The organism is uncultured Marivirga sp. (genome assembly GCF_963974845.1).
GTDB lineage: Bacteria > Bacteroidota > Bacteroidia > Cytophagales > Cyclobacteriaceae > Marivirga > Marivirga harenae.
Genome location: NZ_CAXBEQ010000001.1, coordinates 217,365 through 235,052, shown reverse-complemented (window position 1 = coordinate 235,052; position 17,688 = coordinate 217,365). Strand labels below are relative to the sequence as shown.

Sequence of the window (17,688 nt, the reverse complement as noted above, 5' to 3'; positions counted from 1 at the left end):
AATATCATTTTATAATGTTCGCTTAATTAATATACAAATACTCAATACCAACACCTACGAGCAACCAAAGATAGGCCACAAAAGATAAGTATTTCAAGGTCTTTTCCAGTACAGGACTTTTTGGTGCCATCTCTTTATGATGCATGATGTTTTTACCTTTCACAAAACCGAAGTAAATCAAAACACCTGATACAATAAAGAATCCGATATTCATAAATAAGGTATAATCAACTTTAAAAAATGATTGCTCCATTATAGAAATTGAGGCAGGATCAGGCAACATATTTAAAAGGTCAAATCCATAGTGAAGACCTAAAGAAGCAACTATTAATGAAGCAAATAAAAGGAAGAGTATAAAAAAACTCATCCGCCATCCGTAGTATTTGGCATTAATTCTTAAAACTGGAAAGACTACCAAATCACTAAAGATAAAAGCCATTACTCCTGCAAAACTCACTCCCTTACCAAACAACAATGCGGCTAAAGGAATATTCCCCATAGATCCAATAAAAGTTAAAAATGCTGCTACAGGGCCAATCACAACGTGCTCTAGAAGTGTAAAAAAGGAAAATGATTCTTCGCCATTTCCGGTATTAATAAATAAAGTTTCAAAAAAGCTGTCGGGCACAAAAGCTGCCACTATTCCTGCAATGGTAAAGCCGATGGTAACATCTTTCCATACCATTTTCCATTCCATGAAATATTGCTTCCCAACTTTCGCCCACTCTTTCTGTGATTTAATCTTGTCTTTAAAGCTTACTTTTTCAACATCCCCTTCCTCTGCAGAACCTAAATTATCTTTAGCCTTCTTAATTAATTTAGAAGGGTTAATAAGCCGGACTAATAGCCAACTAAATAATATTAAAATTACACCTCCTACATACTCTCCCACTACAAATTGCCAACCCAGAAAAATAGAGATGACAATACCCAGTTCTATCACCAAATTGGTAGAAGACAACATGAAAGCTAAAGATGATATAAAACTGGCTCCCTTCTTAAAAAGAGATTTAGCAGATGCCAAAGCTGAAAAACTGCAGGAACTACTAATAAACCCAAAAAAGGTTCCCAGAAAAACCGATTTAGCTCCGCTTCCTCCCATCGTTTTCTGCATTCTCTCTTCGGTCACAAATACCTGGATCATACTACTCAAGGCATATCCTAGAATAAATGCCCACAGTGCCATCCAAAAAAAGCCAATTGAGGTGTTAGCAGCTTCACCCCACTTTATTAAAAAATCATTCATAAAAATTAATTTTAGTTCATAAAATTTATCTTTTTGAAAAAAAGCATAGAAATCGTTTCAATACCAAAAGTCTTGAAAAACAACTTAATTTATCACCTTTTCAACCTCACCACATGTTAGCATGCTAGATCCGAAATAAGGATTCACAATCTCTTCTTCCATACTAAGCCAATCTGCGCCCTGGTCATTGTCAGCCATGGGGCAATGTTGTAAATATAGCTTCTCCCTAGTGGGACTAAAGGTCTCCGTCATTTCAATCATCCAGTCGGAAAGTGCAATAAAATTCTTCCGTAAGCTTTCAATATCATCATGATGATGAATATGCTCCAGCACTTTTTCCATCTTAGCATGATAGCCCATCCATTTGTCATGAACATCATCCTGAAATGCCTGCATATCAATTTTTTGATAAACTGATTTCAATTCCTTAGCTCGAGCTAAAGCAGACTGAAAATCATCTTTAGTCAACGCTTCTTTTAATTGAAAATAGGAAGGGTATAGTCTTCGTAATTCGGCTTGTGCCTCATCTGAGATCTCAACAGCAAAATCATCCTGCCTTTCAGCACTCATCATACTTGGCTTACCTGCAAGTTGAGCAGCTGCATCAATACTAAACGCTCCCTGAACAGCGATCTCTTCTCCTTCTGCTAATCCACTTTCAATTACATATTCATCATTCAAAGGCAATCCTAAGTCGATTCCCCTCATTACAAAGCTTATTCCCTTTTCCGTGTGCTCTTGCACATAAACCACAGATTTTTTGCCAGTCCACATTACTGCCGACTTAGGTATAACCACAACAGATCTAGCTTGATTCTCATAATTTATTTGGCCTGAAACGAGCATCTCAGGTTTCAATTTTCCATCAGTATTTTGAATATCAGCTCTTGCCTCCGCTACTCTACTTTGAGCACTCAATGTTGGATTAATAAAGTCGATCTTTCCCGAAAATTCTTCATTGGGAAAAGAAGCAATTTTGAAATCCACTTTGCTTCCAAGTTCAACAAAAGGGATATCTTGCTCATATACATCAAAGACTACCCAAACTTTGGAGAAATTATTCAACTGAAAAAGTGATTGCCCCTTCTGCACATAGTCCCCTTCCTTCACTTTCTTTTCAGTTACATAACCTGAAAAATCAGCCATAATTTCAAATTGCTCTCTGGGCCTACCTAAATCAATAATCTTCTCAATCTGCGCATCATTTAACTTCCAATTTTTCAGTTTCTCTATGGCAGCTTCAAATAAGCTTGGCTGCATTTCCCGATCATTATAGGCTTGAAGCAATTCCTCTTGAGCCGTCAATAGATCCGGAGAATATAGGGTAGCAATAACTTGCCCTTTTCTGACATATTCACCTGTGTAATTCAATCTCAAATTTTCTATTCTGCCCGGAAAATGTGCGGAAAGCGAATAATTTTGCTTTTCATTCGCCTGGATTTTTCCTGTCACTCGAATATCCTTTTCAATTGATTTGCGCTGGACCTTAGCGGTGCTCACCTGCGCCAATTGCATAGCAGTAGCTGACATACTCACAGCATCTGGGCTCAGTACATCACTGTTAGATTCATCTAAAGGAATAAGGTCCATCCCACAAATTGGACAGTCTCCTGGTTCGTTTTGTCTGACCGAGGGGTGCATTGAGCAAGTCCAGACTTCAGGAACCGATTCTTCGATCTGCTGATTATCCGATGTATTGATGTGCTGATGACTTGATGTGCTGATGAAGTAGCCAAGTATACCTCCAGCAACAACACTGATTAGGATGACTAATATAATTGTTTTAGTGTTTTTCATGATTGATATTTTCTGGTGGTGGAATCCTTTAATTAGTTGAATTTGAAATTAGGTATTCATATTTCTGCATGCTTATGTTGAATTCAGATTCAGCATTTGCTTTCAACCTTCGGTATTTTAAAAACTGTTGCTGAATTCGTAAAACCTCCTCAAAATCAGCCCCTGAATTGGCATAGGTCTTCCAAATAATTTCCAATGTGCTTTCTGTCTTTTTGATTTGCCTTTCATATAAGTTCAAGAGTTCCAGCTGTTCCTCTATTTCAAAAACAGTAGATTCATATTCCGTATCCAACTGATTTTTGACGTTTTGCTTTAGTAAGGAATAGCTCTCCTGCAGGAGTTGTGCTTCTTTCTTTTGGGCATTATATTTCTTTCTAAAAATTGGTAAACTCACACTAACCATAGGCATGAATACATCTTTACCATTATCAGCCAAACCCATGTCTTGCCTTTCCCCTACTATCACATAATCCAACCCAAGACCAATTTTTGGCAAGCCTTGCTTTGATGCTAACTTCTCATTGGCCTTGGCAGATTGTAACTTATATTCTAAAGACTGCATCAGTGGATGCTGATCAAAAAGCGAATCTTTTACCATTGAAGGCTGAAAATCTATTGCATTCAAAGTATCTGGAATTTTAATCACAACCTCAGCATTAAGCACATTTTGAAGGGCTGTTGCCAAAGACTTCTCTTTTTGTTTTAAGATTTCAAGATTAGTTTTGGCATCATCTATCATAATATCCACTCTTAGAACATCTACCATACTGGCATTTGAACTGCTAAATTTCCCCTCTGCTAGTGATTTATAAGATTTCAAAATCTCAATGTTCTCATGCTCGATTTGCTTTAGCTTTTGTAATTCGTAAATCGGATAGTATTTAGCAGCTACCTCCCAATACAACTTATTCCTTGTATCCAAAAAAGATTGAAATCTGGCTTCAGCTTCTAAAGCCACTACATTTTTCTGCGCTTTAAGAGTTCCAAACCAGGGAAACATTTGCGTTAAGCTAAAGCGTGCCAGCTGCGGCCCCACCCGGGTCTCCACAGGAGATACAAAATAGCCGATGGATAAGTTAGGGTCTGGCAGAGAAGATGCTTGAGGGAGCTTCTGCAGTGCCGCTTCGTAAGCTTTATATTCAGCCTGTAATTTAGGATTGTTTTCTACTGCGATTTTAAAAAAAGAATCTAGCCTATTCGTGCTATCCTGCCCATTTGTGGAAAACGATAGCAACGCCAAGAAACAAATCGACAAAAATAACTTGAAATATTTTAAAATATATAGATGTCTCATTTTTGCTTACTTTAAAGTTCTTTCTTTTAGGATTTTTTTATTTTACTTTCCTCCTTTAATGCATAAAGCACAGGAATCAAAAAGTATGTTAAAGATGCCATTAACATTCCACCAAAAGCAGGAATTGCCATCGGCACCATGATATCAGAACCTTTGCCAGTTGAGGTTAGAATGGGGAGCAAAGCGATTATCGTTGTGGTTGAAGTCATGACTGCCGGTTTAATCCGCTTTTTACCTGCTTCAATCACTGCACTCCTAATTCCTTTGATATTATCAGTCTTATTTTTATTGAAACTCTGATCAAGGTATGTTGCCATTACTACCCCATCATCTGTTGCGATTCCAAAAAGGGCAATAAAGCCAACCCAAACTGCAACACTCAAATTGATAGTGCTGATTTGAAATAATGATCTGAAATTGATATCAAACCACTCGAAATTGAAAAACCAATCTTGCCCGTATAACCATAGCATTATGAAGCCACCGCTAAATGCCAGCGCAATGCCTGCGAAGACCATTAAACTGGTCAAAACAGATTTAAACTGAAAATACAGAATGAGGAAAATCACCAATAACACAATCGGCACAATAATGCTTAACCTTTTCTCAGCGCGCACTTGATTTTCATAGCTTCCTGAAAATATGTAATTCACGCCTTTCGGAACCACTAATTCACCTTCATCAATTTTTTGCTCAATCAGCTTTCTAGAATCTTCCACTGCTGTTACTTCGGCAAAACCATCCCTTTTATCGAACAGCACATAGCCCACTAAAAATGTATTCTCACTTTTAATAGCTTGAGGACCACGTTCGTATTCAATATCTAATATTTGACCTAATGGGATTTGAGCTCCTGATGGAGTAGAAATCAACATTCGAGAAAGTTCTTCCGGACTCTCCCGAAGTTCTCGAGGATATCTCACTCTGACAGGAAAACGTTCCCTTCCCTCTACTGTGTTCGTGATTGTCATTCCCCCAATTGCCGTTTCAATAAATTGCTGAACATCCTCAATACTTAAGCCATAGCGGACAATTTCTTCTCTGTTAATATTGAGCAGCATATAAGGCTTCCCCACTATTCTGTCGGCAAAAACTGCTTCGGATTTAACAGAAGGCACTTCTTTAAGGATATTCTCTAATTGCAATGAAAAGGATTCTATAGTTTTCAGGTCGGGTCCGAAAACCTTAATTCCCATAGGAGCCCTCATTCCAGTTTGTAACATTACTAGCCGTGTTTCTATTGGCTGTAGTTTTGGTGCTGAAGTAACGCCAGGAATATTGGTTACTTTCTCAATTTCATTCCAGATATCATCAGGACTTTTGATCTTCTCTCTCCAATTCCTAAAATATTGCCCGTCAGAATCTGTGATCAAATAATTTTCAAATTCTCCATCAATTGAAAGTGAAATTTCATCTTGCAATTCCTTTTCAAATTCATTTGCCTCTTGATCTACAAATTTTCTGCTCTTAGGATCAAAAAATATTTTTCTCTCATTTGAATCAAGCTGCGATAATCCGTTGTCAGACTTGATATAAAAGTCATCATTTGCATTCATTTTGAATCGTTGCCTCTTCCCTTTCTGATTTAAAATGTATTCAGGTTTGTAATTGATGACATTCTCAAACATGGAAACCGGGGCAGGATCCAATGCAGATTCTACTCGACCTAACTTGCCAACAGTCAGCTCTACTTCTGGAATATTGGTCAACATCATATCTAGCTGACCTAATACTTTCCTATTATATTCAACACCTGAATGAGGCATGGAAGTTGGCATTAGCAAAAAGCTCCCCTCATCTAATGTTGGCATAAATTCTTCACCAATCCCTGGGAAGGTTGAGGACAAGAATGTCCAGCCTCTAGTTTTATCTAATTTTACACCTACTTTCTCAAATCCTGTGGCTAGGAAGCCGAAAACAGTATTAAAGCCTAACCAAATTACAATTCCTAAAAGAATAAAAAAGCTTGGTATCGATAAAAAGACCTTCTTATTGTCAAGACAAACGCTTAAGATTCTTTCATAATACGCTTCAATAAGAATAAACAGCGTTAAAATAATTCCCACGATAACAGCTACAAAAATGAAATTAGTGAGGATAGATTTAGCAGGTCCAAGGGGTAGCCAGTAATCAGCCAACAACCACAAAACTGCGAAAAGAGCAATAATCAAATCAGAATGCTTCAACGACCACTGAATAAAATTCGTCAGTTTAACTTCTTTCTTCTCTATGACTTGCTTTGCTAAACCTAATAGTCCGAAAAGCAGTACCACAACCCCAGCCCACGTATGGCCCAGTACCAAAGCTGTTAATCCTAAAAAGATCAGAACAGGATTTGATAATTTCTTCAACCAAGCATTTTTAATTTTGAAACCGAAAAACACATGTGCTAATGCTGGCAATATCAACAAGCTTACTAGTAGCGCTGCTATCAAAGCAAATGTCTTAGTGAAAGCTAAAGGACTAAACAATTTACCCTCTGCTGCTTGTAAGGTAAATACTGGAATAAAACTCACGATAGTAGTAGAAACCGCAGTTAGAATAGCACCAGAGACTTCGGCAGCTCCGTTATAAATCGTAGTGATAAGTTTTTGATCTTTTGGGGCATCATCCAAATGTTTGATTACATTTTCTGTCAGAATAATGCCTAAATCTACCATAGTTCCTATGGCGATGGCAATTCCAGAAAGTGCCACTATGTTGGCATCTACTCCGGAATAGCGCATGGCTATGAACACCATTAAAACGGCAATCGGCAATAAGGATGAAATTAAAAGTGAGGCTCTCAGACGGTAAACTGATATTGTAATGACCAGTATGGAAATCAGAATTTGCAAGCTCAAGGCATCTTCAAGCGTCCCCAAAGTTTCATAAATCAACTCAGACCGATCATAAAATGGGACGATCGTCAATTGACTCTTTCGACCATCTGCTAAAATCTTGGATGGAAGGCCCTGTGAAATCTCTTCAATTTTATCCTTTACATTATTAATTACCTGTAAAGGATTAGCTCCATAACGCGCAACGACCACTCCTCCTACTACTTCTGCTCCATCTTTATCCAACACTCCTCTCCGAGTGGCAGGACCTAAAGAGACTTTTGCAATGTCTTTAATTCGAATAGGAGTATTATCGTTAATTGCCACTACTGCCAATTCTATATCTTCTATATTTTCAATGTAACCTAAACCTCTGACTAAGTATTCGGCCTGATTAATTTCGATCGTTTTAGCGCCAGCGTCTCTATTGGAGTTTCTAACTGCGCTCATCACTGTGGAGAGTGAAATATCATAGATTTTTAGGGCGTTAGGATCTACATTGATTTGATATTCTTTCACAAAACCTCCAATAGAAGCCACTTCTGAAACATCTTCCGCGGCATTCAATCCATATTTCACATAAAAATCCTGAACCGAACGGATTTCGTCTAAATCCCAACCACCAGAAGCATTACCTTTTTCATCTCTCCCTTCTATAGTGTACCAATAAACCTGACCCAGGGAGGTCGCATCCGGACCCAAGGCTGGCTGAACGGCATCTGGCAATAGCCCACTAGGAATTGAGTTAAGCTTCTCCAGAATTCGGGAACGAGTCCAATAAAATTCTTTGTCCTCATCGAAAATAATATAGATGCTGGAAAAGCCGAAAATGGAAGAACTTCTGATCGTTTTCACCCCTGGAACCCCAAGCAAATAGGTTGTCAAGGGATAAGAGATTTGATCTTCAATATCCTGAGGGGAACGACCTTTCCATTCTGTAAATACTATTTGCTGATTTTCGCCATAGTTAGGAATAGCATCTACCGGAACAGGATCAGAAGGTAGGAAATTAATATTCCAACTGAAGGGCGCTACAGCCACGCCCCATGCAAGTAATAATGCCAGAAATAAGAAAGTAACTAACTTATTGTATAAGAAAAATTTGATAATTCGATTTAACATAAAAAATCATTGATTTAAACATAGAAATTTCATCGATGGAAATAACTTCCCCGATAAGTGGTTTAAAACAATGGTTTTATTAAATCAAAAAGCTTTGATAAAGAACTTGTAGTGGTGCTTTGTAGAGCGGTGGACTGTCAAAAATCAGAATTGCTGATTGAGCTTGAGAATCCAGTGGATTGGAAAATAAGTAATTAACCAACACATAAATTACAGAAACAAATGAAGAACCTGTTTTCAAAACAGAGTTACTCTCCTTCTGCTGCTGGATATCTTCCGTTGCTATTTGTTGTGATTCAGTTGTACAGCAGCCTTCCTTTTCTGATTCATGCTTGTGACAAGGAGGCATTTCATTATGCTCAGCATGATGTGTACAATGACTATCTGGTTCAGCAAAAGCCACTTCTTGTAGCGCATCACCATAATAATGCTTGTACATTACTGCTCCTAAACTAGTGCTGAGAATCAACACTGATAATGAGATGGCCAATATGGATTTCTGCTTTAACACAATCTTTAATTACGTTCGTAAATTTAAAAGGTTTTTCTGAAATTAAAAAGTACAGAATCTTGATAAACAAAGATTTACATTTGCTCTAACATCTGCTTTACATGCTGATCGGCTGTAAACATATTTTCGTACACTGCTTTAATTCTCAAATCCTTGTCTAACAAGTAAGTTATCCTCCTATTCATTCCTATCACGGGCACTGTTGCCTTATACAGTTTTGCGACTCGACCTTTTGGGTCACTTAATAATTCGAAGGGTAACTTATTTTCCTTTCTAAATTTATGGTGGGAAGAAATCGAGTCTTGGCTAACCCCAACGACTTTTACCTTCAAATCTCTGAATTCAGAAAATGCGTCTCTAAATTCACATACCTCAGCAGTACATACTTTGGTGAAATTCTTTGGATAGAAAAACAATATAATGGGTTCTCCAACTTGTTCAGATAATTTAAAATCTGTACCTGAAGTTGATGCTAATTCAAATTCTGGTGCTTTCTGCTGTTCTTTTAATGGCATAAGAAAATATTTTTTACCTTCTTCAAACTATTTGAAAGTAAAATGGTTATTGAAACGAGTTATTTTAGATAATAATTTAGTTTTCATGTTCAATTAGGTTTGGCAACACGTTGAAGAGCGTGTTGCTTTTTTCAACGATTGCAAATCGTTTTGTAGGGACAGTAAGCACATTTTTCTAATTTATCCGTTTGATTAAAAGCTTGGTCACTGATAAAAATCTCAGATAAAACTTCCTTTAATCCTTTTTCAAATTCCTCCATTAATACTTCTGCCCTATTCAAATCTTTACCAGCCAATTTCAATTTCTCCGAAAAGTCTGACTTGAATAAACCCTTCCCATTATACAAACCTGGTACCACATTTTTCACCCCATCATATTCTTCATTTCTGATAAACAGATAAGAATAAATAAGGGTCTGCATTGCAGCACCATTTCTTTTATCATGCTCTCGATCGAATAAACTTTCAACGTCTGAAAATTTTACTTCATCACCACCTGATTTGTAATCAATAACTCGAATCGTATTATCTTGCTCATCCAATCTGTCTATTGAACCTTTCAAACGAATTTTTTCACCATTATCTAATGGTACTGTATGTTCAAATTCTCCTTCTACCTTTTTCACAGAGAAAGGGGCAATTTTTGCATCATAATTTAAAATTTGAACCACCATTCGTTTTACCACATCTCTTATGATGATATTTCTGCCTTCAAACTCAAAATCTGACTCCTCACTTTTCTTACCATAAAGTTCAGCAAACTCCTCCCTAATGAATTTATCTATATTTTTCTTCAGGAGGTAAATCTTATTCGGATCTAAAACTTCTCCGATCACCTCTCCATACAATTTTTCCATTACATGGTGAAGGATATTCCCGAAATCTGCCGCATCCAAATCTTCACTAACCTCATCTCTTTCTTTGAGACCCGCTATGTAACGAAAATAGAATTGTAATCTACAGTCCAAGTAAATTTTTAAGGCAGAAGCAGATAGAAACCTCTCTGAACTGTATAGCTTCAATATCTTTCGTATATCCTCACTCTTCTCTATAGTAATTGGTACTGGAGCAGCTGCTTGCGGATCTTGATTTAAGCTTTGCAATTTCACCTTTTGCGATTGAATCCCCAGTTCGTATTGCAATTGCAGAAGATACCGACTTGGCTCTCCACCTTTTCCCCCACTATTATCACTATTGTAAATCAAATGCATTTGCTGACTTCGCTGCATGAGCCTATTAAATAAATAAGCATAAATGGAATCACGTTGCTCTAAAGTGGGTAATCCGTAAGCCTTTCGAATGTTATAAGGAATAAAGGATTGATTGTTCGAACCACCAGGGAAATTATCTTCACTTATGCTTAAGAAATAGATATGCTCAAAATCTAGATTTCTGGATTCTAGCACTCCCATGATTTGGATACCTTCTAAAGGCTCACCAGAAAACGGCACTCGGATGGATTGTATAATTCGATTAAATAACCGGATAAAGGAATTAATGTCCAATTCCAGTTTAAATTCTCTCACAATTTGTTCAAGCTGATTGATTTGCTTAAAAATTTCAGCCATAAACTCCTGTTCTGTAGATTCAATTTGCTCGCTGTGAACGTATTGCAAAATGGTTTTTAGATAAAGAAAATAATTAACTGAACCATCTTTAAATAAAATATCCAAGAGGGGATTTGTCGTTTCCTTCTCCGAATATAAATCCTTCAATTCTAGCCTTATGATATTATCCCGTTCAATCTGTTGAATTTTGGCTTTCACTCCTTCCCCTAACAAGTTTCCCACAAAAGGGTGTTTTAAAACTTTCAATACATCACGATGATTAAAGCTGAGCTTATTGATTTCCTGTCTTCTATTTTTTTGAAGATGAAGACAAATACTCATCAATTGATAAATCGAGGCAAATCTTAGAGGATACCCCATGGTAACATTTACTTTTTCAATAGATTCGGGCAGCGCATATAAAACCGGAAAAAGCAAGCTTTCATCTCCCAAAATGATGGCGGTTTTTTCAGGCTGTTCTATATTTTGTTCAGAAAGCAGCTGTCCTAGAAATTTTGCTTGCGCAATATTTCCTTTTACTTCAGTTATTTTAATATCTGGTGTTTCCTCAATGATTCTATTGGGCATATAAGTAGGAAAAGTCTTCCCCAAAACCGAATGATTGGCATATTCTCTAAAGAAATTTCCAGCTTCTTGCATAATGTTTTCAGGAGAAGCATAATAGGCGTCCATATCCCAAAAAACACCTGCTCCTTCTTTTACCGCTTCAGAGATTATAATTTCCTCTGTTTTGGTCAAGGCATTGAAGCCCGCAAAAATCAGTTGCCCTGAAATTTTTGTTTGTCCAGACTTGAGCCTATCAGCATAATCTCTGTATAGCATACCATTGTAAGCCTTCTTTTCTTCTTTTAGCTTATCCCTAAAATCCTTATAAACCGGATAAAGAATATTCCAATTTCGGGCAAATTTTTCTTGTGCATCTTTGGGTTTGGCTTCAAAACTCTTCCAAAATTTCTGAATTAATTGAAGTTGCTCTTCGGTTAAGAAATCAGTATCCGCCAGCTTTTTCCATTCTAGTAAATTTGCAAATAAAGGACGGGCATCTGCCATGTAGTGATCGACATCATTGAAATCTTTCACCAGCATATCGCCCCAAAAATAAAACTGCTCAAAATCTTCTTTAAAAGGTGCATGCTTTTGGAATACCTCATGCAATGAGAATACTAAGCTCAATTGATCTGGTACTGCGAAATCACTTTTTTGCCGAACAAAATCTTCGATGGCCATGGCCTCAGGTGCCCAAATGGGTTGATCTATGAGTTTTCGTAGTGCACGATTAAAAAATAAACCAGCCCTTCTATTAGGAAAAATAACAGTATAGTTAGAAATGTTTTTTCCTAGTTTGTGAAATAATGATTGGGCTAGTTCTTCTAAAAATGTGTTTTGCATAGTTTTATAATGAGAATCTTTTTAGATGTTAATGAAAGAAATCAATCTTTACTTTCACAAATCTTAAGGGCTCTTTCTTTTTTGATTCGGAAACTCGGAATAATCTTGGGAAATAAAATCTTAGTGCTAAGATTTACCATGATTCCAGTTTTCAAATTAATTATTCATTAGCATTTCAAATTTACTTTACTTTCTTTTTGCTACTATATAACAAGACTATAAACCAGCTAAAGCTGGAAATTTAACCACAAAAGAATCAAAAGAAAACAAAAGAACAGCCAAAGGCTGTTTAGCCCTCGCTCACTTCCGTTAACACAGCAGAAATTTGTTATCTTCATTGAAGTTCAGTTCAATACACTGCCAGCACTTGAACAAAAAGAAATCAGCTAGAGGCTGGTCAGCCTCTGGCTGGCAAAAATTCAAGACAATCCGCCAGCTGGCGGACATCCCAAATCCATCCGTTGGCCCGCTGTTTTGTACTTCTACTTGCCCACACAGAACACATATCACTAGTCTTTTTTTTAGTACCTATGAAATCAAAACTTCAAGATCTAAAATATAAAACTAAACCTCGATAATTTCCAAAGGATTAAGGTAGGCGATGTGGGCTGTGACTTTCTCGTAACCCATTTTCCTTAAAGTATTTCTGTAAAAGCTTACTTGCTTATGATCCTGCTCTGATTTTAAACCCGTTTTAAAATCTAAGATCTTGGCTTCATTTTCCTTTATTAAAACCCGGTCCAATCGGATTAAAGAACCATCTGTCAAAAGTACAGGGACCTCAGTTTTCACCTGCCAATCTGTTTCAAACCAAGGTAATAAAATACTGTCTTTCTCAAGATTATCCTTCACCAATTTTTGGATAGAATCAAAATCCTCCTTATTCAACATCTTTTCTGTCTTAACCTTTTTCAAAATTTCGGGAAGCTCATGCAAATCATTCAACTTAGAAAATATATCATGCACATAGATCCCTAAATCTGTTTTAGATAAACCCGCATCCTCAGCCAGCAAAGTAGAAGAATGTTTGATTTTCAATTTATCATGCCAATTGTGACTTTCATAATAAGTCAAATTCACTGAACTAACAGCAAAAGTTTCCGCACCGGCTTTTTTCTCTTTTGCCATTAAAGCAAAATCTGCTTCACTTCCTAAGCTCAATTTCATATCTGCTTCTTCCCAATCTTCTTGCTGTTCCGAAAATTGTCTAAGTAGTTTTGATATATAACCTGATTTTGCCTTTGCATGAGAATTAATAAAGAGTGCATCTCCAGCTCTTGTCATGGCCACGTACATTAAGTTTAAATTATCCAGATAACTCCGCACTTCTTCTTCCCAATAAGAACGAGCAAAATCAGAATCCTTTAAAGAGGAAGAATGCTTAATAGGTAGGTATGGGATTTCCGCAAAGTGGCCTCCCTCTGTGTTCACCCAAAGCGTAGGTGCCATCAAATGATTAGGACTTAAGGTCCACTCCAAAAGGGGAATCATACATATTTTAAACTCCAATCCTTTTGACTTATGGATGGTCATCAATCGTGCTGAATGCTCATCTGATTGCAATTTAATTGCATAAGATTGATTGTTATCTTCCCACCACTCCATAAAATCAGGAATACCACCTTTATTTCCGAAGTCCAATAAAACATCCTGAAAGGCAGATAAATAGGCCTTTTCCTTTTTAATTTCCTTTAGCTGGAACAGTTGAATTAACTGCTCACTCATTTCCAACAAACTCAAACTCATCAAATCTTTTTGAGAAGTTAAAAATTCGGCAGGTAAAAATTCATCCGTACTATTCACTCTCACAATATCGTGAATGCGTGATTCGTCATTGTGAATTATTTTCTGATAATAAAATTTAATTTGAGAAAGGGCAATTTTATCTTCTGTATACAAATACTGAAAGCAGTTCAGCAAGAAATTGACAATATGAGCGCTTGACAATAGTAAAGTTTCATCGGAGATTATATTATATTGATAATACTGTACCTTATCAGGATTTTCGCTTTTATAATGCTCCAGAAAATCCTGAATTTCGATGCCCTCTTTCTTTTTCCTTACCAATATTCCGACATCCTGTAATTTCACACCCGCATCCTGCAATCGCTCCAAATCTTGAACAAACTTTTCCAATGCCTTGGTCTGCCAGCTCAATTTTTCTCCATCCTCCGTTTCTTCTTCTTCAAAAAACTGAAGCTCTACAAAGCCCTTGTACGGATAGTCTTTTTTCTTCTGTTGCACTACTTCGTTGTAGGCATCAGGAATGTCTTGCAAAAGATGTTCAACCTCTTTCGTAAAAGCATTGGAGTTTTTATTCACCGCGTTCAACTTCACCAAATCAGGCATAGCAGTAAATAAATCATTATTAAAATCAATGATATTCGGTTTGCTCCGGAAATTATGACTCAATGCCTCTTCTTGATAAAAAGCAGGGGAAATGTCCTCTCTCAATCCTTTTAACAACAATCTCCAATCACCACCTCTCCAGCGGTAAATGGATTGCTTCACATCTCCCACCACCAAATTTTCATTTCCTTCAGCTAGTGAATTTTCAATTAAGGGTTTAAAATTCTGCCATTGCAAAGTAGATGTATCCTGAAACTCATCGATCAAGAAATGGTCATAAAAACTCCCCATTTTCTCATAAACGAACGGACTTTCGGTTGGATCGGTACCAATGATTTCATTTAGAAATTGAGTGGTATCAGAGAGGAACTGAATACCCTCCTCTTTTTTGTATTCCTGCATTCGTTGATTGAAATGCTGAGTAATTCCTAATAAATAAATGTTTTTAAGAATATTTTCAGCGGAACGGTATTCTCCTATATTCCTTTTTATGAAATCAATTGCCTCTTGGAAAGAATTCATCAAGCCATCTGAAGCCGTTTTAAAAATCAAATCTTTCTTTTTGGAGGATTTTGAGGCTAAGGATTCACCTTCCGACTCTATCGCTGTTTTTACTCTTCCTTTTACCAAATCAGCTAAATCATAATTTTTGGTCTCTTCGCTAATTTTATTAAAAAAATTAATAGCTCCTGAATTTCCATAACTAAAATCTGCGATTTCTAGCCCATTTGACTCTATTAACTGAAAGGCTTTTTTACTGATTCCATCCAAAGTCTTTTCAAACTGCGCAATTATCTTGTTCAATTTGTCCTTGAAAATTTTCAGCCTTCGATAATCATAAATTTCTTCATTCAAAGCTCTTTCTATCAGCTTGAAATCATCCTTCATCAGCTCCTCAGTAAAGGCAAGAATATCTCTTCTAACATCCCACCTACCTTTCTCTTCAAGCTTATTGATCGAGAAATCAATCACCCAACTTTTGAGCGCTACATGTTTGGGATCACTAATATCCTCCATCAACAAATCCAAAACGGACTGCCTTACTTCATCTGTATTCAGCATAAGTTCTCCATCGCCTTGGATGCTTAATTCGCGAGCAAATGAACGCATAACGTTTTGAAAAAACCGGTCAATGGTCTGGACCGAAAACCTGCTGTAATTATGTAGAATTGAAATTAATAATTGTCTTGACCGAGTCCTCAATTCACTATCTGAAAACTCCAATAAGTCTTTCAGCTGATTGGCCATCACTCCTTCACTATTCTCAGAAAATTCAAACAAATTATGAATAATCCGTTCTTTCATTTCCTGAGTGGCCTTATTGGTAAAAGTTACAGCTAAAATTCTTTTAAACTGATCAGCATTTTTAAAAGCTAACTTGAGGTATTCTCTCGTTAGCGTAAAGGTTTTACCACTACCTGCTGAGGATTTATATACTGTGAAAAGATTTCCTTTGTGCATAAAGGAAATTTACGGGATGTAGGTATAAATTAAAAGAAGTTAGTTTATAATATTCATAATTATTACTGTTGAAGCGATGATGCATTCAATAGAAATTACTACTGCAGAAACAATGTCACCAGTTGAACTAGAATTTAAGAATGATTTATATTTTGCTTTTACGTTCACAACTTCTCCCCTAATCATGATACATTTTTCATGTGTTTCAAATATAATACCCTACATCATGAGTAAAAAATACATCAATAAATAAATAGCTTCATTATAATATAATTTACATTTATTAAAGCTAAAATACTATTATTTAAATTCAAAGAAAATATTTTTTTACCTTTTCTCTACATTTCTTACATATCGTCAATACCACTAACACCACCGGAAACAATAAATTTCATTGCATTGGTACTATTGACATTCCATTCATGAACTAATTCATTTTTAACTACTAAAATATTCCCTGAAAAGTTATATGAATGTGGCATATACACAGAGCAGAAACCCTGCATCTTTACCTTTTCTAATTCACTTTGAGTAATGAAGCCAGGCTTAAATATTTTTCCAGCCTCGTCAAACTGCACCATCACGGGTTGATTAAATTTCTTTTTATCGCCTACGAAAGCACCAATTAAATCTTTTATAGAGTTGTAAATCAAACTTAGCAGAGGTACTTTGGTGATAAACTGTTCAAACAACTCAAAGAAGGGCTTCATGAAATAGGTAGAACCTAAGTAACCAACCCCAATTATTGCAGAGGCTAAAATTAGAATACCAAGACCAGGTATATTTACTGGAAGCAAACCATCAAGCCATGTAAAAACGGCTTGAATAACTAAAATCGTAAAAGCTATTGGAGCTACAAAAAGTAAGCCTCTAAAAAAATAAGCAGCAATTTTAGTAATAATCTTTTGTCGCATAATCATTTAATTATTGAATCAGTACTATAACGAAAAAAGCCTTGATGAAGTCCATCAAGGCTTAAATTATATTAAAAGTATTCAATTTATATTGAAATCCCCATGAAGGACATAAATGCAATACCCATCAGTCCTGTAATCAGCATTGTTATACCTAATCCTTTCAAGCCATCAGGTACATTAGAGTACTTCAGTCTCTCTCTAATTGCTGCTAATGCTATAATAGCTAAAAACCATCCAATTCCTGATGAAAATCCGTAAACCGCTGATTCTGCTAAGCCATATTCTCTCTGGTCCATAAATAATGAAGAGCCAAGAATAGCACAGTTCACTGCAATAAGAGGAAGGAAAATACCTAATGAGCCGTATAAGGCAGGAGAAGTTTTTTCAATAACCATTTCTACCAATTGAACCATTGAAGCAATAACGGCAATGTACATGATAAAGCTTAGAAAGCTTAAGTCAACTGTTGCCAGATCTTTACTTAACCAAGTCAAAGCCCCTTCATTCAATATGAATTCGCTCAGCAACCAGTTTGTTGGAACTGTAATTGTCAGTACGAAAACAACAGCTAATCCTAATCCGAAAGCAGTACTTACCTTCTTAGAAACCGCCAAAAAAGAACACATACCCAAAAAGTAGGCAAATACCATGTTCTCTATAAAAATTGATTTTATTCCTAAATTAATTAAATCCATTGTCT

Annotated in this window: 10 protein-coding genes; all 10 read right to left on the bottom strand. The window is 36.4% G+C overall.

Features of this window, described 5'->3' with window-relative positions; translation table 11 throughout:
* Positions 1 to 22: 22 nt before the first annotated feature.
* The gene (locus tag AAC601_RS00990) at positions 23 to 1,246 is read right to left on the bottom strand and encodes a permease (RefSeq protein ID WP_340152233.1); all 1,224 of its coding nucleotides are present in this window, start codon (positions 1,244 to 1,246) and stop codon (positions 23 to 25) included.
* 84 nt (positions 1,247 to 1,330) lie between these two features.
* The gene (locus tag AAC601_RS00985; RefSeq protein ID WP_303271936.1) at positions 1,331 to 3,043 is read right to left on the bottom strand and encodes an efflux RND transporter periplasmic adaptor subunit; all 1,713 of its coding nucleotides are present in this window, start codon (positions 3,041 to 3,043) and stop codon (positions 1,331 to 1,333) included.
* A gap of 28 nt (positions 3,044 to 3,071) precedes the next feature.
* Positions 3,072 to 4,337: a TolC family protein gene (locus AAC601_RS00980; RefSeq protein WP_340152232.1), complete on the bottom strand. Its 1,266-nt coding sequence runs from the start codon at positions 4,335 to 4,337 to the stop codon at positions 3,072 to 3,074.
* A 26-nt stretch (positions 4,338 to 4,363) separates the two neighbouring features.
* Entirely contained in the window at positions 4,364 to 8,278 is a 3,915-nt protein-coding gene (locus tag AAC601_RS00975) for an efflux RND transporter permease subunit (protein ID WP_340152231.1), read from the bottom strand.
* 79 nt (positions 8,279 to 8,357) lie between these two features.
* Complete coding sequence (locus AAC601_RS00970; protein ID WP_340152230.1) at positions 8,358 to 8,789, bottom strand: hypothetical protein; 432 nt, start codon at positions 8,787 to 8,789, stop codon at positions 8,358 to 8,360.
* 74 nt (positions 8,790 to 8,863) lie between these two features.
* The gene (locus tag AAC601_RS00965) at positions 8,864 to 9,304 is read right to left on the bottom strand and encodes a peroxiredoxin (RefSeq protein ID WP_340152229.1); all 441 of its coding nucleotides are present in this window, start codon (positions 9,302 to 9,304) and stop codon (positions 8,864 to 8,866) included.
* Between the two features lie 131 nt (positions 9,305 to 9,435).
* Positions 9,436 to 12,261: a PD-(D/E)XK nuclease family protein gene (locus tag AAC601_RS00960; protein WP_340152228.1), complete on the bottom strand. Its 2,826-nt coding sequence runs from the start codon at positions 12,259 to 12,261 to the stop codon at positions 9,436 to 9,438.
* 564 nt (positions 12,262 to 12,825) lie between these two features.
* Complete coding sequence (locus AAC601_RS00955) at positions 12,826 to 16,071, bottom strand: UvrD-helicase domain-containing protein (protein ID WP_340152227.1); 3,246 nt, start codon at positions 16,069 to 16,071, stop codon at positions 12,826 to 12,828.
* 347 nt (positions 16,072 to 16,418) lie between these two features.
* Complete coding sequence (locus AAC601_RS00950; protein WP_303271928.1) at positions 16,419 to 16,985, bottom strand: DUF502 domain-containing protein; 567 nt, start codon at positions 16,983 to 16,985, stop codon at positions 16,419 to 16,421.
* Between the two features lie 86 nt (positions 16,986 to 17,071).
* Positions 17,072 to 17,683 (bottom strand): NADH:ubiquinone reductase (Na(+)-transporting) subunit E, encoded by a 612-nt coding sequence (gene nqrE, locus AAC601_RS00945; RefSeq protein WP_303271927.1) that lies wholly within the window; start codon positions 17,681 to 17,683, stop codon positions 17,072 to 17,074.
* Positions 17,684 to 17,688: the final 5 nt, after the last annotated feature.

Coding starts and splice junctions, on each gene's coding strand:
- AAC601_RS00955 (WP_340152227.1), bottom strand. CDS start 16,071: ATGCACAAAGGAAATCTTTTCACAGTATATAAATCCTCAGCAGGTAGT.
- AAC601_RS00990 (WP_340152233.1), bottom strand. CDS start 1,246: ATGAATGATTTTTTAATAAAGTGGGGTGAAGCTGCTAACACCTCAATT.
- AAC601_RS00960 (WP_340152228.1), bottom strand. CDS start 12,261: ATGCAAAACACATTTTTAGAAGAACTAGCCCAATCATTATTTCACAAA.
- AAC601_RS00965 (WP_340152229.1), bottom strand. CDS start 9,304: ATGCCATTAAAAGAACAGCAGAAAGCACCAGAATTTGAATTAGCATCA.
- AAC601_RS00980 (WP_340152232.1), bottom strand. CDS start 4,337: ATGAGACATCTATATATTTTAAAATATTTCAAGTTATTTTTGTCGATT.
- AAC601_RS00975 (WP_340152231.1), bottom strand. CDS start 8,278: ATGTTAAATCGAATTATCAAATTTTTCTTATACAATAAGTTAGTTACT.
- AAC601_RS00950 (WP_303271928.1), bottom strand. CDS start 16,985: ATGCGACAAAAGATTATTACTAAAATTGCTGCTTATTTTTTTAGAGGC.
- nqrE (WP_303271927.1), bottom strand. CDS start 17,683: ATGGATTTAATTAATTTAGGAATAAAATCAATTTTTATAGAGAACATG.
- AAC601_RS00985 (WP_303271936.1), bottom strand. CDS start 3,043: ATGAAAAACACTAAAACAATTATATTAGTCATCCTAATCAGTGTTGTT.